General features: G+C 63.2%; 22 protein-coding genes and 1 pseudogene. 6 read left to right on the forward strand and 17 right to left on the reverse strand.

All coding sequences use genetic code 11. The features are described from left to right. Positions 1-2: 2 nt before the first annotated feature. The 13 genes from glmU to zwf all read right to left on the reverse strand — a co-directional run bounded on the left by glmU (position 3) and on the right by zwf (position 11,528). Positions 3-1,373 (reverse strand): bifunctional UDP-N-acetylglucosamine diphosphorylase/glucosamine-1-phosphate N-acetyltransferase GlmU, encoded by a 1,371-nt coding sequence (gene glmU, locus QQJ96_RS02350; protein ID WP_284330328.1) that lies wholly within the window; start codon positions 1,371-1,373, stop codon positions 3-5. 205 nt (positions 1,374-1,578) lie between these two features. Next, positions 1,579-2,001 carry a F0F1 ATP synthase subunit epsilon gene (locus tag QQJ96_RS02355; RefSeq protein ID WP_284330329.1) on the reverse strand — a complete coding sequence of 141 codons (423 nt, stop codon included), beginning with the start codon at positions 1,999-2,001 and terminating at the stop codon, positions 1,579-1,581. 90 nt (positions 2,002-2,091) lie between these two features. Beyond that, positions 2,092-3,525, reverse strand: coding sequence for a F0F1 ATP synthase subunit beta (gene atpD / locus QQJ96_RS02360; protein WP_284330330.1), 1,434 nt, complete (start codon positions 3,523-3,525; stop codon positions 2,092-2,094). 72 nt (positions 3,526-3,597) lie between these two features. Next, on the reverse strand, positions 3,598-4,497 hold the full coding sequence (gene atpG, locus QQJ96_RS02365) for a F0F1 ATP synthase subunit gamma (RefSeq protein WP_284330331.1): 900 nt from the start codon (positions 4,495-4,497) through the stop codon (positions 3,598-3,600). Positions 4,498-4,587: 90 nt separating this feature from the next. Continuing rightward, positions 4,588-6,138, reverse strand: a complete 1,551-nt coding sequence (gene atpA / locus QQJ96_RS02370; protein ID WP_284330332.1) for a F0F1 ATP synthase subunit alpha — start codon at positions 6,136-6,138, stop codon at positions 4,588-4,590. 96 nt (positions 6,139-6,234) lie between these two features. Continuing rightward, complete coding sequence (locus QQJ96_RS02375; protein WP_284330333.1) at positions 6,235-6,771, reverse strand: F0F1 ATP synthase subunit delta; 537 nt, start codon at positions 6,769-6,771, stop codon at positions 6,235-6,237. A gap of 3 nt (positions 6,772-6,774) precedes the next feature. Then, positions 6,775-7,245, reverse strand: a complete 471-nt coding sequence (locus QQJ96_RS02380; protein WP_284330334.1) for a F0F1 ATP synthase subunit B — start codon at positions 7,243-7,245, stop codon at positions 6,775-6,777. A 90-nt stretch (positions 7,246-7,335) separates the two neighbouring features. Continuing rightward, complete coding sequence (atpE, locus tag QQJ96_RS02385; protein ID WP_404649085.1) at positions 7,336-7,623, reverse strand: F0F1 ATP synthase subunit C; 288 nt, start codon at positions 7,621-7,623, stop codon at positions 7,336-7,338. A 52-nt stretch (positions 7,624-7,675) separates the two neighbouring features. Beyond that, positions 7,676-8,479: a F0F1 ATP synthase subunit A gene (gene atpB / locus QQJ96_RS02390; RefSeq protein ID WP_284330335.1), complete on the reverse strand. Its 804-nt coding sequence runs from the start codon at positions 8,477-8,479 to the stop codon at positions 7,676-7,678. Positions 8,480-8,482: 3 nt separating this feature from the next. Then, on the reverse strand, positions 8,483-8,848 hold the full coding sequence (locus QQJ96_RS02395; RefSeq protein WP_284330336.1) for a hypothetical protein: 366 nt from the start codon (positions 8,846-8,848) through the stop codon (positions 8,483-8,485). 211 nt (positions 8,849-9,059) lie between these two features. Beyond that, on the reverse strand, positions 9,060-9,455 hold the full coding sequence (locus QQJ96_RS02400; RefSeq protein WP_284330337.1) for a phasin family protein: 396 nt from the start codon (positions 9,453-9,455) through the stop codon (positions 9,060-9,062). Positions 9,456-9,610: 155 nt separating this feature from the next. After that, the gene (gene queD, locus QQJ96_RS02405) at positions 9,611-9,973 is read right to left on the reverse strand and encodes a 6-carboxytetrahydropterin synthase QueD (protein WP_284330338.1); all 363 of its coding nucleotides are present in this window, start codon (positions 9,971-9,973) and stop codon (positions 9,611-9,613) included. Between the two features lie 115 nt (positions 9,974-10,088). Then, on the reverse strand, positions 10,089-11,528 hold the full coding sequence (gene zwf / locus QQJ96_RS02410) for a glucose-6-phosphate dehydrogenase (RefSeq protein WP_284330339.1): 1,440 nt from the start codon (positions 11,526-11,528) through the stop codon (positions 10,089-10,091). A 298-nt stretch (positions 11,529-11,826) separates the two neighbouring features. Between zwf and QQJ96_RS02415 the strand changes: the two are divergent. Both QQJ96_RS02415 and QQJ96_RS02420 read left to right on the forward strand, forming a co-directional pair. Next, positions 11,827-12,599 (forward strand): annotated as a pseudogene (locus tag QQJ96_RS02415) (NUDIX hydrolase). Then, complete coding sequence (locus QQJ96_RS02420; RefSeq protein ID WP_284330340.1) at positions 12,596-13,444, forward strand: sulfurtransferase; 849 nt, start codon at positions 12,596-12,598, stop codon at positions 13,442-13,444. Before QQJ96_RS02415 ends, QQJ96_RS02420 begins: the two are co-directional and overlap by 4 nt. A gap of 72 nt (positions 13,445-13,516) precedes the next feature. Here the strand turns inward: QQJ96_RS02420 and QQJ96_RS02425 are convergent, their stop codons facing one another. The 4 genes from QQJ96_RS02425 to uvrA form a co-directional block, all read right to left on the reverse strand. Beyond that, positions 13,517-14,275: an enoyl-CoA hydratase/isomerase family protein gene (locus QQJ96_RS02425; RefSeq protein WP_284330341.1), complete on the reverse strand. Its 759-nt coding sequence runs from the start codon at positions 14,273-14,275 to the stop codon at positions 13,517-13,519. Between the two features lie 18 nt (positions 14,276-14,293). Next, complete coding sequence (locus tag QQJ96_RS02430) at positions 14,294-15,751, reverse strand: DUF4139 domain-containing protein (protein WP_284330342.1); 1,458 nt, start codon at positions 15,749-15,751, stop codon at positions 14,294-14,296. 108 nt (positions 15,752-15,859) lie between these two features. After that, the gene (locus QQJ96_RS02435) at positions 15,860-16,297 is read right to left on the reverse strand and encodes an acyl-CoA thioesterase (RefSeq protein ID WP_284330343.1); all 438 of its coding nucleotides are present in this window, start codon (positions 16,295-16,297) and stop codon (positions 15,860-15,862) included. Next, positions 16,294-19,185: an excinuclease ABC subunit UvrA gene (gene uvrA / locus QQJ96_RS02440; protein WP_284330345.1), complete on the reverse strand. Its 2,892-nt coding sequence runs from the start codon at positions 19,183-19,185 to the stop codon at positions 16,294-16,296. Before uvrA ends, QQJ96_RS02435 begins: the two co-directional genes overlap by 4 nt. Before the next feature lie 181 nt (positions 19,186-19,366). Between uvrA and QQJ96_RS02445 the strand changes: the two genes are divergently transcribed. From QQJ96_RS02445 to cgtA, 4 genes are all read left to right on the forward strand, one after another. Next, positions 19,367-19,861, forward strand: a complete 495-nt coding sequence (locus tag QQJ96_RS02445) for a DUF2059 domain-containing protein (RefSeq protein WP_284330346.1) — start codon at positions 19,367-19,369, stop codon at positions 19,859-19,861. A 97-nt stretch (positions 19,862-19,958) separates the two neighbouring features. Then, complete coding sequence (gene rplU, locus QQJ96_RS02450) at positions 19,959-20,273, forward strand: 50S ribosomal protein L21 (protein ID WP_284330347.1); 315 nt, start codon at positions 19,959-19,961, stop codon at positions 20,271-20,273. Positions 20,274-20,297: 24 nt separating this feature from the next. Then, positions 20,298-20,555: a 50S ribosomal protein L27 gene (rpmA, locus tag QQJ96_RS02455; protein ID WP_126682898.1), complete on the forward strand. Its 258-nt coding sequence runs from the start codon at positions 20,298-20,300 to the stop codon at positions 20,553-20,555. 168 nt (positions 20,556-20,723) lie between these two features. Continuing rightward, complete coding sequence (gene cgtA / locus QQJ96_RS02460) at positions 20,724-21,794, forward strand: Obg family GTPase CgtA (protein ID WP_284330349.1); 1,071 nt, start codon at positions 20,724-20,726, stop codon at positions 21,792-21,794. Positions 21,795-21,801: the final 7 nt, after the last annotated feature.

A 21,801-nucleotide genomic window follows, 5' to 3' on the forward strand; every position in this document is an offset into this window, starting at 1 on the left:
GCTCATTTCTGCTTTTCGGGACGCTTCCATCCCGGCAGCGTCGCCTGCCGTCCGCGCGCCACGGTGAGTTCACCTGCGGGCGCATCCTTGGTAATCACCGAGCCGGCACCAATGGTCGCTTGCGCACCGACCGTCACCGGCGCGACGAGCGCGCTGTTGGAGCCGATGAACGCGCCATCTTCGATGGTGGTGACAAACTTGTTCACGCCGTCGTAGTTGCAGGTAATGGTGCCCGCGCCGACGTTGACGTGGCGTCCGATCACTGTATCGCCGAGATAGGTGAGGTGATTGGCCTTGCTGCCTTCGCCAAGGCGCGCCTTCTTCGTTTCCACGAAATTGCCGATGTGCACGCCCGCCGCCAGCTCGGTGCCCGGACGCAGGCGCGCGAAGGGGCCGATCAGGCAGGGTCCGTGCGTCACGACGCCTTCGATGTCGCAGTGCGCGTGCACGATGGTGCCGGCAGCGAGCTGCACATCCTTCAGGCGCGAATACGGTCCGATGCGTACATCTTCACCCAGCTGCACGTCGCCTTCCAGGATCACATCGATGTCGATTTCCACATCACGCGCGGCGCTAACGCTGCCACGCACATCCACGCGCCGGGGATCGGCTACGCGCACACCTTCGGCCATCAGCGCCTGTACGGCGCGCAGCCGGTAGGCATCTTCCAGTTCCGTGAGCTGCCAGGGATTGTTGGCGCCGGCAGCTTCCACCGCATCCTCGCACTCGATGCACTGCGCGGCGCGATCTTCCTGCGCGGCCATCTGGAAAACGTCGGTGAGGTAGTACTCGCCTTGCGCATTGTTGCGGCCGAGTTTGGCGATCCATTGCTTCAGCGATGCCGCCTCGGCGGCGACGATGCCCGTATTGATCAGGTCGATGGCGCGCTGCTTGGCATCGGCGTCCTTTTCCTCGATTACCGCCTGGACCAGGCCATGGCCGTCACGCATGACGCGACCATACCCGTGTGGATTGGCCACGCGCGTAGCCAGCATGGCCAAGCTGCTTTCGGCGTGCACTAGACGCTGCAGTGTTTCAGCGCGAGTAAGCGGCACATCGCCGTAGAGCACGAGTACGCGCGCTTCGTCCGGCACATTCGCCAAGGCCTGGCCGACTGCATGACCGGTGCCAAGCTGTTCGCTCTGCAAGGCCCAATGCAGGTCCGGCTGGCCATGGAATGCAGCCAGCACCTGCTCGCCGTTGAAGCCGTAGACGACATGAATGGCGGCGGGGCGCAGGGCGCGCGCCGTCTCCAGCACGTGGGCCAGCAGCGGCCGGCCCGCCAAGGGCATCAGCACCTTGGCTTTCTTCGACTTCATGCGCTTGCCTTCGCCAGCGGCGAGGACGATGACATGCACGGCGGGCTGACTCATAAGGGGTTGCTGCCTGGATGACGGTGAGCGCTAAGGATAACTGCTGATTCGTATGCACTTGGAGGCGCTGGGTTGGCAATCCCAGCCTCGGACGTCGCATGGAAAGCTGGGATTGTCATCCCAGCCTACGGGGTGCACGAGTCAAAGCGGTGTGCAAACAAAAACGCCGGCACAAGGCCGGCGTTTTGCGCAGGTTTAGGCGCACTCAGTGCTTGAGGTTCTTGCGCAGGCGTTCCAGCGCCTGCAACTGCGCCAGCGCCTGGGTGAGCTTGGCTTGCGCCTCGGCCACGTCGACCGTGCCGGTGCGGTTGGCCAGGGCGTCTTCGGCCTCCTGCTTGGCGCGCTTGGCGGCGGCTTCATCCAGGTCGGCGGCGCGTGCGGCGGTATCGGCCAGCACGGTGACCACCTGCGGCTGCACTTCGAGGATGCCGCCGGAGACGTAGAACTGCTGGCGCTCGCCACCTTCCAGCACCACGTCGATGTGGCCGGGCTTCAGGCGGGTGATCAGCGGGGCGTGGCGCGGCGTGATGCCCAGTTCGCCCAGCTCACCGGTGGCGACCACCATCACCGCCTCGCCATGAAAAATCTCGGCTTCGGCACTGACGATATCGCAACGAATCGTGCTCATAACTCTCTCGCTTCGCCCGGCGGACCGGACGGAAAGGATTTATATCGCTTTGCGGGGGCCCGCCACGGCGGACTCCCGCACAAGCCTGGATCAGGCAGCCTTCTTGGCGCCCATGTCCTCGGCCTTCTTGATGGCCTCGTCGATGCCGCCGACCATGTAGAACGCCTGTTCGGGGACGTGATCCACCTCGCCTTCCACGATCATCTTGAAGCCGCGGATGGTTTCCTTCAGCGTCACGTACTTGCCGGGCGCGCCGGTGAACACTTCGGCCACGTGGAACGGCTGCGAGAAGAAGCGCTCGCACTTGCGCGCGCGATACACCACCTGCTTGTCTTCTTCGGACAGTTCGTCCATGCCGAGAATCGCGATGATGTCCTTCAGCTCCTTGTAGCGCTGCAGGGTGCCCTGCACCTTGCGGGCCACTTCGTAGTGCTCGACGCCGACCACGTTCGGGTCCAGCTGGCGGCTGGTGGAGTCCAGCGGATCCACCGCCGGGTAGATGCCCAGCGACGCGATCTGGCGGCTCAGCGTCACGGTGGAGTCCAAGTGCGCGAAGGTGGTCGCGGGCGACGGGTCGGTCAAGTCGTCCGCCGGCACGTATACGGCCTGGATCGAGGTGATCGAACCGGTCTTGGTGGAGGTGATGCGTTCCTGCAGCACACCCATTTCCTCGGCCAGGGTCGGCTGATAGCCCACCGCCGACGGCATACGGCCGAGCAGCGCGGACACTTCGGTACCGGCCAGGGTGTAGCGATAGATGTTGTCTACGAAGAACAGCACGTCACGGCCCTTACCGTGCTCGTCCTTCTCGTCGCGGAAGTATTCGGCCATGGTCAGGCCGGTCAGCGCCACGCGCAGACGGTTGCCCGGCGGCTCGTTCATCTGGCCGTACACCATCGCCACTTTCGATTCCGGCAGGTTGTCCAGCTTCACCACGCCGGCATCCTGCATCTCGTGATAGAAGTCGTTGCCTTCGCGGGTACGCTCACCCACACCGGCGAACACCGACAGACCCGAGTGCTGGGTGGCGATGTTGTTGATCAGTTCGAGCATGTTCACCGTCTTGCCCACGCCGGCGCCGCCGAACAGGCCGACCTTGCCGCCCTTGGCGAACGGGCACACCAGGTCGATCACCTTGATGCCGGTTTCCAGCAGTTCGTTGGCCAGCGCCTGCTCGTCGTAGGACGGCGCTTCGCGGTGGATTTCCCAATGCGCTTCAGCGTTGATCGGACCGACTTCGTCGATCGGGCTGCCGAGCACGTCCATGATGCGGCCGAGAGTGGCCTTGCCGACTGGCACCTTGATGCCCGCGCCGGTGTTGCGGGCAACCAGGCCACGCTTCAGGCCGTCGGTGGAGCCGAGGGCGATCGTACGCACCACGCCATCACCCAGCACCTGCTGGACTTCCAGCGTGATCGCGGTGCCGTCGATCTTCAGTGCGTCATAGACCTGCGGCACTTGATCGCGTGCGAACTCGACGTCGATAACGGCGCCGATGATCTGTACAACTTTACCCTGGCTCATTGGATAGGCTCCGGATGGATCTTTAAAGTATTCGTTTAAGGCGCCGCCAAGCGTCGCCAAGCATGATTCAAATCAAACCGCGGCAGCGCCGCCGACGATTTCCGAGATTTCCTGGGTGATCGCCGCCTGGCGCGCCTTGTTGTAGCGCAATGTCAGCTCGCCGATGACCTTGTTGGCATTGTCGGACGCGGACTTCATCGCCACCATCCGCGCGGCGTGTTCGCTGGCCAGGTTTTCCAGCACCGCCTGGTACACCACCGACTCGATGTAACGGCCAAGCACGTGCTCGAGCACTGCCGCCGCGTCGGGTTCGTAGATGTAATCCCAGTCGTGCGACTGTTCCAGCGCGATGCCCGCAACCTGCTGTGCCTCCAGCTCAGCCGCAACAGCCGGTAGTGGCAGCAGCGCGTCGACCGTCGGCTTCTGCGTCATGGTGTTGACGAAGTCGTTGTAGGCAAGATAAACGCGGTCCAGCTTGCCTTCCGTGTACGCATCCAGCACGACCTTGATCACGCCAATCAGCTGCTCCAGCTTCGGCCGCTCGCCCAGGTGGGTGGTGCTGCCGATCAGGTTCACGCCCTTGAGGCGGCGGAAGAACTGCGTCGCCTTCTGGCCGATCGCGATCACGTCGACCTGCACACCCTTGTCCTGCCATTCGCGAATGGCCGGCAGCAGGCGGCGGAACAGGTTCGAGTTGAGGCCTCCGCAAAGACCGCGATCGGTGGTCACGACGACGTAAGCCACGCGGGCCACGTCTGCGCGCTCGACCAGGAACGGATGCTTGAACTCGGTGCTCGCCTGCGCCACATGCGCAATCACCTTGCGCATGGAGCGCGCATAGGGACGCGAGGCCTTCATCAGGTCCTGCGCTTTGCGAATCTTGGAGGCCGAGACCATTTCGAGCGCGCGCGTCACCTTGCGCATGTTCTGCGTGCTCTTGATCTTGGTTTTAATTTCGCGTCCGCTTGCCACGTTTGCCTCAACCTGTTGGGTCCGATTCGGTCGGCTGACCGACCTCAAGTGCAGTCATCCAGAGCGGACGACTACACACCCTTGCATTGCTTACCAGCTGCCGGTCTTCTTGAACTCGTCCAGGCCCGACTTGAAGGTGGCCTCGATGTCGTTGTTCCAGTCACCGCTGGCGACGATCTTCTTCATCAGTTCGCCGTGGTTCTGGTGGAAGAAGGCGTGCAGGCCCTTTTCGAACGCCAGCACCTTGTTCACCGGCAGCTCGTCCAGGTAGCCCTTTTCGGCGGCGTACACGGACAAGGCCAATTCGGCGATGGAAAGCGGGGCATACTGCTTCTGCTTCATCAGCTCGGTGACGCGCTGGCCACGGTCCAGCTGGGCGCGGGTAGCCGGGTCCAGGTCCGAGGCGAACTGCGCGAACGCCGCCAGCTCGCGGTACTGGGCCAGCGCCAGCTTCACGCCGCCGGACAGCTTCTTCACGATCTTGGTCTGCGCCGAACCACCCACGCGCGACACCGAGATACCGGCGTTCACGGCCGGACGGATGCCGGCGTTGAACAGGTCCGTTTCCAGGAAGATCTGGCCGTCGGTGATCGAGATCACGTTGGTCGGCACGAATGCGGACACGTCGCCGGCCTGCGTCTCGATGATCGGCAGCGCGGTCAACGAGCCGGTCTTGCCCTTCACTTCGCCGTTGGTGAACTTCTCGACGTACTCTTCGGACACGCGAGCAGCACGCTCGAGCAGACGCGAGTGCAGATAGAACACGTCACCCGGATACGCTTCGCGGCCCGGCGGGCGCTTCAGCAGCAGCGAGATCTGGCGGTAAGCCACGGCCTGCTTGGACAGGTCGTCGTAAATGATCAGGGCGTCTTCGCCGCGGTCGCGGAAGTATTCACCCATAGCGCAACCGGCGTACGGCGCGATGTACTGCAGCGCGGCCGACTCGGAAGCCGAAGCGACGACGACGATGGTGTTGGCCAGCGCGCCGTTCTCTTCCAGCTTGCGCACCACGTTGGCGATCGACGAACGCTTCTGGCCGATCGCGACGTAAACGCACTTAATGCCGGAATCTTTCTGGTTGATGATCGCGTCGATGGCCAGCGCGGTCTTGCCTGTCTGGCGGTCACCGATGATCAGCTCGCGCTGACCACGGCCGATCGGGATCATCGAGTCCACCGACTTGTAGCCGGTCTGCACCGGCTGGTCGACCGACTTACGCCACACCACGCCCGGCGCGACCTTCTCGATCGGCGAGCTGAGCTTGGCGCTGATCGGGCCCTTGCCGTCGATCGGGTTGCCGAGGGAGTCGACGACGCGGCCGAGCATTTCCGGGCCGACCGGCACTTCGAGGATGCGGCCGGTGGTCTTGGCGGTATCGCCTTCGCGCAGATGCTGGTATTCGCCCAGCACCACGGCGCCGACGGAATCGCGCTCAAGGTTCAGCGCCAGTGCAAACGCGTTGCCCGGCAGTTCGATCATTTCGCCCTGCATCACGTCGGCCAGGCCGTGGATGCGCACGATGCCATCGGACACGCTGATGATCGTGCCCTCGTTGCGGGCTTCCGCGCCGAGCTTGAACTGCTCGATGCGGTTCTTGATCAGTTCGCTGATCTCGGACGGATTCAGAGTGGTGCTGGACATGGTTTTTATCCCAAATGTGTATAACGAGACGCTTTTCTTAAGAGTCCGCCATGGATGGCGGGTTTTGCTCTTCGCGAAAAGGACTTCGCGTAAAACTTAACTGGTGAGCGCGCCTGCAAGGCGCTGCAAACGCCCGCGGGCGGAGCCGTCGATCACCTCGCTGCCGGTATCGATCACCACGCCGCCGAGCAGCGAAGGATCGACCTGGGTTTCCAGTTCGATCTCGCGCTTGAAGCGGCGCTTGAGCGAGGCCTTCAGCTGCTCGGTCTGCGCGGCATCCAGGGCCATCGCGCTGGTCACCTTCACCAGCAGCTGCGACTCGGATTCACGCTTGTAGGTTTCGTACAGCGCGGCCACTTCCGGCAGCAGCGGCATGCGGCGCTTCTCGGCCAGTTCCGTCAGGAACTTGCCGAAGGCGCCATCCGCCTGCGAGCCATTGGGCAGATGCAGCGCTACCAGCTGCTGCGGCTGCACGCGCGGATCATTGCTGAGCGCGGCCACGCGCGCGTCCTTCGCCACTTCAGCGGCGAAAGCCAGTGCCTGCGACCAGGAAGAAAGCGTGCCCTCGGCCCGCGACAGCTCGAAAGCGGCGCGGGCGTAGGGACGGGCGAGGGTAATCGACTGGGCCGCCATCGATCAGATCTCGGTGGCGAGCTGGTCGAGCAGCGTCTTGTGCGCCGCCGCGTCGATTTCGCGCTGCACGATCTTCGAAGCGCCCTGCACCGCCAGCGCACCGACACGCTCACGCAATTCTTCGCGTGCACGCTGCGCCATCGAGGCGATGTCGTCCTGCGCAGCCGCTTTCAGGCGGTTGATTTCCGCCACGGCATCGACCCGCGCCTTGTCCAGAATCTGGTTGGCCTGCTGCTGCGCGCGGTCGATGATCTCGGCCGCCTGCTGGCGAGCCTGCTTCACCTCAGCGGCAGCCTTGTTGTCCGCTTCCCGCAATTCGGCATGCGCGCGCTCGGCGGCATTGAGACCCTCGGCGATCTTCAGCTGCCGCTCTTCGATGGCCTTGGTGATGTGGGGCCAAATGAAGTGCACGCAGAACCAGATCAGAATCGCGAAGGCGATCATCTCACCGATCAGAGTGGCATTGAATTCCATCGCTGCGTTACCTGTACCTACGTCGTGTTACGGGGCTCAATACCCTTAGGGGCTGTGGCGCCGCGCGTGCGGCGCCACCTTCCACGAGGCTTAGTGGCCTGCGGCGGCAGACAGACTGCTGAGCAGCGGGTTCGCCACGGCGAAGTACATAGCCAGCGCCACGCCGATCAGGAACGCCGCGTCGATCAGGCCGGCCAGCAGGAACATGCGACCCTGCAGCAGCGGGACCAGCTCAGGCTGGCGAGCGGCGGCTTCGAGGAACTTCGAACCCATGATGCCGATGCCGATACAAGCGCCCAGCGCGCCGAAACCGATGATCAAGCCGAGCGCGATGGCGGTGAAGCCCTGGACCTGAGCAATATGAGCAACTAGTTCCACGATGATCTCCTCAAGAAAAAGAAAGCGGTAGTTCTAACAAAGGTGAACCAAATCAATGATGATCGTGAGCCATCGAGATATACACGATGGTGAGCACCATGAAAATGAAGGCCTGGATCGAGATGATCAGGATATGGAAGATGCCCCATACGGTATAGCCGATGATGCCCATGCCGTAGAGCAGCCAGCTACCCGCACTGAACAAGCCGGCGATGAGCATGAACACCAGCTCGCCCGCATACATGTTGCCGAACAGTCGCATCGACAGGCTGACCGGCTTGGAAAGCAGCTCAACCAGGTTCAAGGCGAAGTTGAACGGGGCGAACCACTTGCCGAAGGGTGCGGTAAACAGCTCGTGCATGTAGCCGCCCAGGCCCTTGGCCTTGAAGCTGTAGAAGATCACCAGCAGCAGCACCGTAATGGACATCGCGAAGGTCATGTTGACGTCGGCGGTCGGTACGGAGCGGAAATGGCTCAGACCGAACTTCTCGGTCGCCCAGGGGAGCAGGTCGACCGGCAGCAGGTCCATGGCGTTCATCAGGAACACCCAAACGAAGACGGTGAGCGCCAGCGGCCCGAGGAAACGGCGGTCGCCGTGGAAGACGTCCTTGACCTGGCCGTCCACGAACTCGAGCACGATTTCCACAAAAGCCTGGCCCTTGCTCGGCACGCCGGCCGTCGCCTTGCGGGCCAGCAGCCAGAACCACAGGCAGAACAGTACGCCGAGCACGAGCGAAACCGTGACGGAGTCGACATGCACCGACCAGAACCCGCCCTCACTCACGTGCGGCGGCTTCAGATGCGTCAAATGGTGCCGGATGTATTCGGTAAGACCGCCCTGCGGCTCGCTTGCCATCTCTCAACCCTTAAATCTGAATGCCAGCAGATTAACCGCGTACGCTACCGCCAGCCCCGTAATGGCAGCCAGCGGCGGCAATTTCCATTGAAACATGATCGCAATCATCCCCCCGATGATCACCATCCATTTCAGGATCATGCCCGTCAGCAGACGCCCCAGTGCCACACCGGCACCGCTCACCTGGCTGAAAGCCCTCACCGACAGCAGCGCAGTACCTGCCGCCACGATCGCCGCCCCAGCTGCTGCCGCTATCGCCTCGCGGCGCCCAAGCGTCGCGAAAGCGAGACCCATGATGATCGCCGCGACAAGCTGCCAGAGCAACAATCGCAGAGCAAGACGCCGACCGGAAGCAAGACTGTTGAGCACGTGAGGTTCCCGCGGTGTAGCGAGGTATCAAACCCGCCACGGGTCACGATCCAATCTGAAAAAGTATATCAGTGCAGGTTTTAGAGCGGCAAGCGCAAGTACCTGCGACCTACAGTCTCGGGGGGATTTTCGGACAAGAAAAAGGCCGGACGCTTACGCCCGGCCCAAGGGCATACCGCGAGGGGAGTCGCGATATGCTGAACAGCTTGAATTACTTGGCAGCGGCAGCGGCCTTCTTGATGGCGGCGACCGGAGCGGCCACGGCCTCGTTGGCGGCCTTCTGCTGTTCCTGCAGCAGCGCATTGAGCGACTCGGCGGTCTTCTGGGCCACGGCCACCACTTCCTTGGTGACGGAGACCGCGCCTTCGGCCTGCTCGCGGGTCAGCGAAGCGCCCTTTTCCCACAGGCCGCGCAGAGCGTCGATGTCGCGCACTTCAACCGCCTGGGCAATGAATTCAGCCGTCGCCTGGGTCTGCTTCTCCAGCGCGGCGAGCTGCAGCTCGGCGACCTGCTCCAGACCCTTGATGGTCAGGGCGTGGGCCTTGAACGCATTCTCGGCCAGCTGCTTGGCGTAAGCGAAAACCTGGGTGTTCAGTTGCTGAGTCATGACTTGGTTCCCTCGCGGCGGGAATGGGATAGTGGAACAAAGCCTAACAGGGAATTTTGTGCGCTGCAATATGTTCTTTGTTAAAAACTATGTCTGTCACAAAAAATTCAAGGAATGCAGCCGCTTAGTGATAGATTTGTGAATTTTGCGTTGCGTCAAAAACTGTCGCGAGAGCAGCTGGCGCCCGAGGTACAGGTTTCATGCACCACCACCTGGTCCAGTCCCGGCAGGCCAGGCTCCAGGCGCTTGAAGATCCAGCGCGCCAGCATTTCGCTGGTGGGATTCTCCAGGCCTTCGATGTCGTTGAGGTAGTGGTGATCGAGCTGATCGTAGAGCGGCGCGAAGGCCTGCTTGAGGTCGGCGAAATCCATCACCCAGCCGAGCTTGGGATCGGGCTCGCCGCGCACATGGATTTCGACGCGGAAGGAATGGCCGTGCAAGCGCGCGCACTTGTGCCCCTCGGGCACGTTCGGCAGGCGATGGGCGGCTTCGATGTGGAAAACTTTGTAGATGTGCATGGCGCTATTTTACCCGGCTAGGACACGCCCGTAGGCTGGGATGACAATCCCAGCATCAGGAATGCGGCAAGAAGCTGGGATTGGCATCCCAGCCTACGACTGTTTCAGAACCTTGCTACATCTCACCGTTGCGTCCGATCGAGCGCCACACATGCCCCGGATCGAGCAGGCGCTGCTGGCTCGTCGGTCCCTCCGAACCGGACGCGTAGAAATCCGGCTTGCCGTCCTGCCAAACTTCGAGCACCGGCATCAGCAGTTTCCACGCCCATTCCACTTCGTCAAAGCGCAGAAAGTGCGTGCGGTCGCCGCCGATCGCATCGGTCAGCAACTGCTCGTACGCGGAAAATTCGCGATCTTCCGAGTTGGCATACGGCGCGGTAAGGACCACCGGCCGGCCGGCCAGTTCGAGGCCCGGTCGCTTCGCCGTCACCAGCAGATCCATCTGTTCGGTCGGGCGGATGCGGAAGATCATCCAGTTGTTGCCCGCATGCACCGCCTTGGGCAAGGCGCCGGGCACTTCGCGGAACTGCACCGCAATTTCCGAGTAATTGCTCGCCAGCCGCTTGCCGCTACGCAGATAGAACGGCACGCCACGCCAACGCCAGTTGTCGATTTCCAGGCGCAGCGCGGCAAACGTCTCGGTGCGGGAGCCGCGCGCGATGCCGGGCTCGCTGCGATAGCCGGGAAGCTGCTTGCGTCCGATCCGTCCGGCACGGTATTGCCCCCGCACCGCATGCGCATCCACCGTTGCCGGCGTGATCGGCAGCGTCGAGCGCAGCACTTCCACCTTGTGGTTGCGCAGCACTTCGGGATCCCATTCCGCCAACGGCGCCATCGCGGTAAGGCTGAACAGCTGCATCAAATGATTCTGCAGCATGTCACGCAGCGCGCCGGCTTTGTCGTAATACGCTGCGCGCTTTTCTACCCCTAGCGTTTCGGCATAGGTAATCTGCACCTGGGCAATGTGCTGCGCGTTCCAGATCGGTTCGATGAAGCGATTGGCGAAGCGGAACACCATCAGGTTCTGCGTGGTTTCCTTGCCGAGGAAGTGATCGATGCGCAGGATCTGCTCTTCATCCCAGTGCGTGTGCATCGTCTGGCGCAGCGCCTGCGCCGAATCCAGGTCGGTGCCAAACGGCTTCTCCACGATCAGCCGGCGCCAGCCGCCACGCGGCGCCTTGGCAAAACCGGCCTCGCCAAGTGCCGTCGCCGCCTTGCCGAACAGCGGCGGCGGCAAGGCGAGATAGAACAGCGAGGCTGGACTCAGCTTGTCCTTCAGTGCGGCCAGTTGCCCGGGATCCAACTCGCCGCCCACGTAATCGAGCTGGCGGCGGAAGCGGTTCCATTGCGCCGGGCTGTAGTCCGACGCAAACGATCGCAATGCCTTCTGGATATGCCGCTCGAAATGCTCGCGGCTCCACTTGTCCATCGCGTAGCCCACGATGCGCAGGTCGCGCGTCAAACCGAGCGCATGCAGGCGATACAACGCCGGCATCAGCAGGCGCTGGGTGAGATCGCCGCTTGCCCCCAGGATCACCAGCGTTGTCGCAGCCATGGTAGGGGGCCTCCGATGTATTCCTGCGTACCCGTCACCGCACTGTATGCGCGTCTGGCTGCGCCCCAGCGGCGAAGGCATACCGGGAGTATGTCTAGACGCCGGGGCGAAGCGAGGCGCGCATACAGTGCGGCCCCAACATTTAAAATTTAAAGACGGGGTGACGTCCAGAAGGCCCGCAGGCCGTGCCGTGCGGCTTGAACAGACGGCCAGTCTGCCCTGTGCCGCGCGACCCACCCTGCGAGCCTTCTGGACGTCATGCCGGGCACGTAGGAATAGATCAGAGGCTCCCTTGCTAATGTCGAATCCTTCCCCGCTTCCCCCTCCGGCCATTCTGAGTCCGTGCATCGGCATCTGCCGGCTGGACTCGCGTGGGCTTTGCGAAGGCTGCCATCGCACTGGCGATGAAATCGCGCGCTGGCGCAGCATGAGCGAGACCGAGCGTTCACACTACATGGACGTGGTGCTGCCCGCGCGCGCGTCCGCATGATCGAGGCCCTGCAGCGCGCTTTGCGTCCGCTGTCGCAGCCACCGACGCCGCCAGGCTGGAACCACGCCGTGATGACGGAGCTGATCGGCGAAGTCGAACGCAGGCCGGCTGCCGTGCTGATCGGCTTGCGTGACGAATGCATGGTGTTCACGGTGCGCACGGATCATCTGAGTTCGCACGCGGGGCAAGTTGCGTTTCCCGGTGGCAGTGTCGATCCCGCCGATGCCGATGCGTTGAGCGCGGCATTGCGCGAAAGCGAGGAGGAGATCGGCCTGGATCGCGCCTGGGTGACGCCGCTGGGCTACCTGGATTGCCTGGAAACCATCAGCGGCTTCTGCATCACGCCGGTGGTTGCGCACATTGCCAGGGAAGCGAAATTTCGCCCGGCGCCGGACGAAGTGGCCGAGGTGTTCGAAGTGCCGCTGGCTTTTTTCCTGGACCCGGCGAACTTGCGGCGCTACACGATGGACTACCGCGGTCGTGCGCGCGAGATGGCGGAGTTCCTCTACGAAGGCCATCGCATCTGGGGAGCCACCGCCGCGATCTTGCTGAATCTTTTGCAAAGAATGGAGCCGCAATGAAAAGCACATTGATTGCCGCCGAAGAGCTTGCGGCGCTGCCGCCGGAAAACGTACTGATCGTCGATTGCCGCCATGAACTGGCCGATCCGACCAAGGGCGAGCGCGATTACCGCAGCGAACACATTCCTGGCGCGGTGTTCGCGGACCTCGATCATGACCTGTCCGATCTGAGCCGAGTGCCATTGGGCCTGGGGCGTCATCCGCTGCCGTCGGAAGCCGCGTTTTCAGCCGTGCTTTCACGCCTGGGCTGGCGCCCTGGCTTGCAGGTGGTGTGCTACGACGCAAGCACCGGTGCGCTGGCGGCCGTGCGTCTATGGTGGCTGCTGCGCTTGTGCGGCGTGCGCGAAGCGGCGGTGCTAGATGGCGGCTATGCGGCATGGAAGGCGGCCAAGCTGCCGGTGACGCAGGAGATCCCGCAACGGCAACCGACCCAGGTGAGCGTGCATTACCAGCCCAGCCAGGTCATCCTCGACCATGCTGCGATCAACAGCCTGCAACAAGAACTGCTGATCGATGCACGCGCCACACCGCGTTATCGCGGCGAAGTGGAGCCGATCGATCGCGCCGCGGGCCATGTGCCGGGCGCGGTGAATCGTCCGTTCACCGACAACCTGCAGGCGGATGGGCGATTCAAGGCGCCGGCCCAATTGCGTCAGGAATTTCAGTCAGTGATCGGCAAGCGTGCGCCGGATCAAGTGGTGCACATGTGTGGTTCCGGGGTCACCGCCTGTCACAACCTGCTAGCGATGGAGCATGCTGGGCTTGCCGGTTCGCGGCTGTATGCTCCATCGTGGAGCGGCTGGATCAGCGACGAGTCACGCCCGGTCGCGACCGGCGATGCGTAGGTTGGGGTGTAAACCCCAACATCGTTAGCCGTCCGGCAAGGCAATGCTGGGGTTTGCACCCCAGCCTACGTGTCATTTCGCCTTGTTCTTCAACCTGTCCACCAACGCTTGCAACGTCGCTTGCGTCTGCGGATGGAAGAACGCATCCACGAAGCTGTCGATCGGCAAGGCATCCACATCGGCAAAGGCGGTCGTGAGATCCGTACGCGCGATCTGGCGCGTTCCCAGCATGGCGTGCGAGGGCAGGGCGAGCGTTTCGTTGAGCCAATGCAGCGCGCGCGTGGGAACCTGATCCACGGCGGTAAGTTCATCGACAAAGCCGAACGCGAGCGCTTGCCCCGCTTCGATCAATGCGCCGGAAACCAGCAAGCGCTCCGCTCGATAGGCACCTACAACGCGGCGCAACGCCATCTGGATGCAGTCCGGGGCGATCAGGCCCACCTGTACCTCATTCAGCCCGATGCGATAGGGTCCCTCGGCCATCACGCGATAGTCGCAGAACAAGGAAAGCACCGCGCCGCCCGCCGGGCTATGGCCGGTGATGGCGGCGACGACCGGTATCGGCAAGTGGGCAAGGGCGGCGCAGGTGGCGAAGAACTCACGCCAGTATTCGCGCACACCGGCACGATCGCGCGTCAGCAAGGCCGGTACATCCACCCCGGCCGAGAACATGCCTTGCGCACCGGACAGGGCGATGCCGCGTGCACCGCCTTTCACTGCTTCCGCCAAAGCTTGCTGCAAGGCGCGCAGCAGCTCCAGATTCAACGCATTGACGGGTGGGCGCGCCAGCTGGATCTGGGTAATAGCGTCGTGTTGGGTGATGTTTAGCATAGGCTGTCCATACGGTAGTCAGGATTGTGGCTGGTCGTCAGCCGTCCAGGTATAGCGTACGCCATAGTCGAGCACGGCCTTGCCGTTGGCGGGTACGTCGACCCTGAATTCCAGCGTATCGGAGGTCTGCTTGCTGGGCTTGACCGTGGACGAGCTGAGCGTCCATTGCCGCCAGCGGTTGGGGTGTTCGCGGACCGTTACCGTGCGGGTGCTGTCGCCGCTATTGCTCAGCGTGATGCGGAACGCCTCGTCCATCGTGCGACCATCCTTGTTTACGTGGAGACTGCTGCGTTCGCGCTTGCCGCGCAGATCGAAAGCGGTGCCCAGGGTGATCGTTGCATCAGTCCCCTTGGGGGTGTCGTTGATGCGATCTTCGCCGATGAATTGCGGTATGCCGTTGCGGTCAGCGGTGAGCACGCGCAGATAGCCGGCGGGCAGGCTGTCAAAGGCGCCGAAGCGCAGCGTACTGGTGATGCTGGTGCTGCTATCGGAATTGAACTCCTCGTTGAGCATCGGCTGCGGTGGCATCCAGTTACCACCGTTCTCATACAGCCACGTGCGTTCACAATCGACCGAGCGCGGGGCATATAGCGGCACCTGGCTGATGCTGCCATCGGGCAGGTCGACCGGCGCGGGCATGGCATAGCTGCGGTAATCGCCTAGCGAGGATTGTGCGGGCAAGGGAGCCGGGGCGGCGGCAGCCATCGCGCGCATCATCACCGGGCGCGGCGCGGAAGTCTTGGCCATGTTCGGTTCGCCGGCGATCAAGAGCAGCCGGGCATCGTGCCAGTCACGGCCGCTGCGATTGGCAATGCTGGCGCGTGATTCGAATTGCATGCGGCAGCCGTTGCCCGGTTGCAAGGTGGCAACGTAGCTGGCACGCCAGCCGATGCCGGAGGTGGGATAACTCAGGACAGCCTCGGCTTGCCCGCTGCGCGACGAATCTACGCGCAGGCGCAGGCTGGAGCCGGTAGGGAATTGGCCGCCTGCCGTAGTCACCGCGGCGTATTGGCGAATCAAGATGGTGCCATTGCCGTTACGCACGACCAGCCCATCCGGGCCAGCACGCAGCAGCGAGCCGCTGGCCAAGGCCTGGCCAGCGTCGCCAAGCACCTTGATATCGCTGCCGGTCAGGCCGGTCAGCGCGGCGTTCGGGCCTTGTCCTAGCAGCAGGCGTTGCGAAATGACCTTGGCCGTGCCGTCGGGAAAGCCCAGCGCCATCGCTTCGGCATCCAGGTGATTGGGCAGGTCGCCCAGCACCAGATCGTGAAGACCCGACTGCAGCATTACGTTGCGCTGCTCGCGTACTACCGCATAGCCATCATTGCTGCCGTTTTCGCTGCTGCTGGCATACAAAGAGGGGCTGTCGCTGCGATACAAGGTGATCGATGAACCATCGGCAGCAGCCCACGCCGACGAAGCGCCGCAGAGCGTGGCGAGGCTGAAGGCCAGTACGGTTCGATGCCGGATCGTCATGGTGCACTCCCTTGGCGGATGATGCGGCCGATCATAGCGGCGGAACCTGGCTCTGCATGTGCCCCCCTTAGCACATGCTTCAGCCTGCGCTAGGGATTCCTAGATGGCCTACGCTGTTTGCGAGGCGGCGTCCCTGAGCGCTTGTGGTAGCGGCACGGATTTTCCGGTGGCCGGATCCATCCACACCATCACCACATGACCGTCGCAATAAAGCTTGCCGTGATCGGTGGCATCGACGATGCGGTGCCCGACCGTCATGGAACTGTTACCCAGCCGGGCGCAGTACAGCTGCACGTGCACCTCGCCGGGCCATTCGATCGGCAGGCGATAGTTGAGTTGGCTGGCGGCCATCACCGGCATCGCGTGCTCGCTGGACCATGGCCCGGGGAGGTGCTGCAGCCATTGCACGCGCGCCTCTTCCAGATAGGTAAGGTAGGTCGAATTGTTGACGTGGTTGAACGCGTCCAGATCACGCCAGCGCACGCTGATGGGTGCCGTGTACAGCAGCTGCGCTTGCGCCGCAGAGGTATCGGTTGCCGTCGTCATGAGGCCACTTTGCGTTTGGATTTGGGCTTGTCGTTTTCGACCTTGGCGCGAGGTGCTTTGGCCGGCTTCAGGTGTGTGGCCAGGAAACGTCCGGTGTGCGAACCCGGCGTGGCGGCCACGGTTTCCGGCGTGCCGGTGACCAGGATACGTCCGCCGCCGGCGCCGCCTTCGGGACCTAAGTCAACGATCCAGTCGGCGGTCTTGATCACGTCCAGATTGTGCTCGATCACCACCACCGTGTTGCCTTGCTCGACCAGCTGATGCAACACGTCCAGCAACTGTTCGATGTCGTGAAAATGCAGGCCCGTGGTAGGCTCGTCGAGGATATACAGCGTGCGTCCGGTTTCGCGCTTGGACAATTCCTTGGACAGCTTCACGCGTTGCGCTTCGCCGCCGGACAGCGTGGTCGCGCTCTGGCCGAGCTTGATGTAGTCCAGGCCCACCGCGCGCAAGGTATCGAGCTTGCGCGCAATCACCGGCACGTTCTCGAACAGCTTGGCGGCGTCTTCCACCGTCATGTCGAGCACATCGGCAATCGTGTGGCCCTTGTACAGAATTTCCAGCGTTTCGCGGTTGTAGCGCTTGCCATGGCAGACATCGCAAGGCACATACACATCCGGCAGGAAGTGCATTTCCACCTTGATCATGCCGTCGCCTTCGCAAGCCTCGCAGCGCCCGCCACGGACGTTGAAGCTGAAGCGGCCCGGTGTGTAACCACGCGAACGTGCCTCCGGCACCTGCGCAAACAGTTCGCGCAGCGGGGTGAACAAACCAGTGTAGGTGGCGGGGTTCGAACGCGGCGTGCGGCCGATCGGCGACTGGTCGATGTCCACCACTTTGTCGAACAGCTCCAGCCCCGTCACCGACTTGTACGTCGCCGGCTGCACGCTTGAGCCATTCAATTCGGCGGCCGCGAGCGCGAACAGGGTGTCGTTGATCAGCGTGGACTTGCCTGAGCCTGATACGCCGGTAACACAAGTGAACAGGCCGGCGGGAATCGACAGGTCCACGTTCTTCAGATTGTTGCCGCTGGCGCCGCGCAAATGCAGCCAGGAATCCTTGTCCAGCTGCTCGCGGCGCTCTTCCGGCACCTTGATCTCGCGCTTGCCCGACAAATATTGGCCGGTGAGCGAACGGGGGGAGGCAAGGATGTCCTTCAGCGTGCCTTGCGCGACTATTTCGCCGCCGTGCACGCCGGCACCGGGGCCGATGTCGAGCACATGATCGGCGGCGCGGATCGCATCCTCGTCGTGTTCCACCACGATCACCGTATTGCCCAGGTCGCGCAAGCGCGTAAGCGTGCCGAGCAGGCGCTCGTTGTCGCGCTGGTGCAGGCCGATCGATGGTTCGTCCAGCACGTACATCACGCCGACTAGGCCGGCGCCGATCTGCGAGGCCAGGCGAATGCGCTGCGCTTCGCCACCGGACAGCGTATCGGCCTGGCGATCGAGCGTGAGGTAGTTCAGGCCCACGTCGTTGAGGAAGCTCAGGCGCTCGCGGATTTCCTTTACGATCTTCACCGCGATCTCGCCGCGCCAGCCGCTGAGCGTGAGCGTTTCGAAGAAGGCGAGGGCGTCGTCGATGGAGCGCGAGGTGAGCGCGGGCAGCGATTGATCGGTCACGAACACGTTGCGCGCCGAGCGGTTCAAGCGCTGCCCCTCGCATTCGCGGCAAGGCTGGTCGCTGATGTATTTGGCCAGCTCTTCGCGCACCGCCGCCGATTCGGTTTCCTTGTAGCGGCGCTCCAGGTTCGGCAGGATACCTTCGAAGGCGTGCTCGCGCGTGACCTTGCCGCCGCGCTCGGTGAGGTACTTGAAGGTGATCTTTTCCTTGCCGCTGCCGTACAGGACTGCCTGTTGTACCGGTTTGGACAGCTTCTGCCAGGGCGTGTCGACATCGAAGCCGTAGTGCTTGGACAGCGACAGGATCAACTGGAAGTAATGCGCATTGCGCCGGTCCCAGCCGCGGATTGCGCCGCTGGCAAGTGACAGGTCCGGGTGATGCACCACCCGCTCGGGCGAAAACACCTGGGTCACGCCCAGGCCGTCGCAACTCGGGCACGCGCCCACCGGCGAGTTGAAGGAGAACAGGCGCGGTTCCAGCTCCGGCAGCGAGTAGTCGCATACCGGGCAGGAGTAGCGGGACGAATACAGCTGTTCGCTCGCCTTGGCGTCGTCCATGTCGACCACGATGGCCAGGCCATCGCCCAGGCGCAGCGCGGTCTCGAACGATTCGGCCAGGCGCTGCTTGATGTCTTCACGCGGACGGAAGCGGTCGATCACCGCCTCGATGGTGTGCTTCTGGCGCAGGGTTAGCGGCGGGACGGCGTCCAGGTCGTACACGGCGCCGTCCACGCGTGCGCGCACAAAGCCCTGGGCGCGCAGTTGCTCGAACACCTGCACGTGCTCGCCCTTGCGCTCGCGGATCACCGGCGCCAGCAGCATGAAGCGCTTTTCGGGGTTCAACGCCAGGGTGGTGTCGACCATCTGGCTCACCGTCTGCGCCTCCAGCGGAATGCCGTGATCCGGGCAGCGGGGCGTGCCCACACGCGCATATAGCAGGCGCAGATAGTCGTATACCTCGGTAATGGTGCCCACGGTGGAACGCGGGTTGTGCGACGTGGATTTCTGTTCGATCGAGATCGCCGGCGACAGGCCCTCGATGTGGTCCACGTCCGGCTTTTCCATCATCGAGAGGAATTGCCGGGCATAGGCCGACAGCGACTCGACATAGCGCCGCTGGCCCTCGGCGTAGATGGTGTCGAAGGCCAGCGAGGATTTGCCCGAGCCGGACAGGCCGGTGATCACGATCAGCCGATCGCGTGGCAGGTCCAGGTCGATGTTCTTGAGGTTGTGCGTGCGCGCGCCGCGGATGCGTATGGTGTCCATTACGCTAACTATTTTGGGTGACCTCGCACTATAACAAGTGGACGGAGCAGGACCGCATGGCGTTCACGGAAACCTGCTGACAGCGTTGTGTCAGCAGCCGGCGGCGGGGCTTGTCTAGGCAGCAGCCAGGCAGGCGACTTATGCTCGCCGGCGTGAATCGCGTTGGGCGAGCGGAGGACCTATGAACGCAAAGCGGTTGATGATCCTGGGGGCGTGGGCAGCGCTGGCGGCCGGGCCTGCCTTGGCGTCGCAGCCCACCGAGGCGCAGGTCCGGGAACTGATGCAGGTCATGAACGTGTCCAGCCAGTTCGCCGCCATGAACGGCCAGATGGCCGAGATGATGGGCCAGCAGCTGCCCTGCGTGCCGGTCGACTACTGGAAGGGCTATATCGACAAGGCCGGGACGGAGCAGCTGGTTACCGCGATGATTCCGGCCTACCAGCACCATTTCAGCGCCGAGGAGGTGGCGGCCCTGATCAAGTTCTATAAATCCCCGCTGGGGCAGAAGCTGGTGGCGCAGATGCCGGCCACCCTGGCCGAGGCGGCCCAGAGCGGCCAGCAATGGAGCCGCAGGCGCACAGCGGACATGTTTGCCGAGCTTGAGAAGCAAGGAAAACTGGGGGCCGACGGCCGTTGCCCGGCGACCGGCGGCGACTCGAGCCCGGCTGGTCAGTGATTGACCAGCTCATGGCCGCGTCGCTATAATCCCCAGTTCGCTACGTCCGTAAAGGGCGCAGCGTACCCAAGAGAATAACGACACAAGGGCCAATCCCATGAGTTATGCAGTCATCAAGACCGGCGGCAAGCAATACCGCGTCCAGCAAGGCGACGTCCTGCGCGTGGAACTCCTGAACGCCGAAGAAGGCGCCAGCGTGAAGTTCGACCAGGTGCTGCTGGTCGGTTCCGGCGAAACCATCACCGTCGGCGCCCCGACCGTGGCTGGCGCCACTGTCTCCGCCACTGTGCGCAAGCACGGCCGCGCCGACAAGGTCCGCATCATCAAGTTCCGCCGCCGCAAGCACCACAAGAAGCAGCAGGGACATCGTCAGCATTTTACCGAAGTCGAGATCACGGGCATCAACGCCTGATCCGCCAATCTGGAGTAATCAGTCATGGCACATAAGAAAGGCGTAGGTTCATCCCGCAACGGTCGCGATTCGAACCCGAAATACCTCGGCGTGAAGATTTACGGCGGTCAGGCCATCGAAGCCGGCAACATCATCGTGCGCCAGCGCGGCACCAAGTTCCATGCCGGCACCGGCGTGGGCCTGGGCCGTGACCACACCTTGTATGCGTTGGTCGACGGCGTGGTCGAGTTCAAGACCCGCGGCGAGAACAACCGCAAGTTCGTCAATGTAGTCAAGGCCTAATCCGGCCTTTGCACTGCAACGAAGGCCCCGCTCCGGCGGGGCTTTTGCTTTATTCGTATCCGGGTCGTGCCCGGCGACGCCTGGCCTTCGTCATTCCGGTCTGCGCCGGAGCGAGGGTATGGCAAGATCGCCTTTTCGCCACGATCCCTCCTCTACGGTCTCAATCCCATGAAATTCGTCGACGAAGCGATCATCAAAGTCCACGCCGGAGACGGCGGCAACGGCTGCATCAGCTTCCGCCGCGAGAAATTCATTCCGTTCGGCGGCCCCGATGGCGGCGACGGCGGCTCGGGCGGCTCGGTATGGCTGGTGGCCGACGAGGGCCTCAATACCCTGATCGACTTCCGTCACCAGCGCAGCTTCAAGGCGCAGCGCGGCCAGAACGGCATGGGCAGCGACATGTACGGCAAGGGCGGTGAGGACACCACCATCCGCGTCCCGGTCGGCACGGTGGTCACCAACCGCGACACCGACGAAATCATCGGCGACCTCACCGCGCACGGCCAGCGCCTGCTGGTGGCACAGGGCGGCAAGGGTGGCCTGGGCAACATCCACTTCAAGAGCTCGGTGAACCGTGCTCCGCGCAAGTCCACTCCCGGCACCCCGGGCGAAGTGCGCGAGCTGAAGCTGGAGCTGAAGCTGCTGGCCGATGTGGGGTTGTTGGGATTCCCCAACGCCGGCAAATCCACTTTTATCCGCGCTGTTTCCGCCGCCACCCCGCGCGTGGCCGACTATCCGTTCACCACCTTGCACCCTAATCTGGGTGTGGTCAGGCTGGGGTCCGAGCAGAGCTTCGTGATCGCCGATATTCCCGGCCTGATCGAAGGCGCCGCGGACGGTGCCGGCCTGGGCATCCAGTTCCTGCGCCACGTAGCACGCACCCGCCTGCTCTTGCATGTAGTGGACATCGCGCCCATCGACGGTTCTGACGTGGCGGAACAAGTTCACGCCATCGAACATGAACTGGAGAAGTTCGACCGCGAACTCCTGCAGCGCCCACGTTGGCTGGTGCTGAATAAGGCAGACGTGCTGCCGCAAGACGAGCGCCAGGCGGTGGCCGAAGCCTTAGTCAAGCGCTTGGGCTGGACCCAGCCATGGTTCCTGGTCTCGGCCATCGCGCGCGAAAACACCATGAGCGTGTGCCAGCAGATCCAGCGCTTCTTCGAAGCGCAGCATGAGGCGCGCGAAGAGCGCACCGACATGCTGCCGGGGGATGTGCGCTTGCGCGGAGAGTCCTGAGCCGCGC

Origin of the sequence: Dyella flagellata, from assembly GCF_030160275.1 — a bacterium.
Lineage (GTDB): Bacteria > Pseudomonadota > Gammaproteobacteria > Xanthomonadales > Rhodanobacteraceae > Dyella_B > Dyella_B flagellata.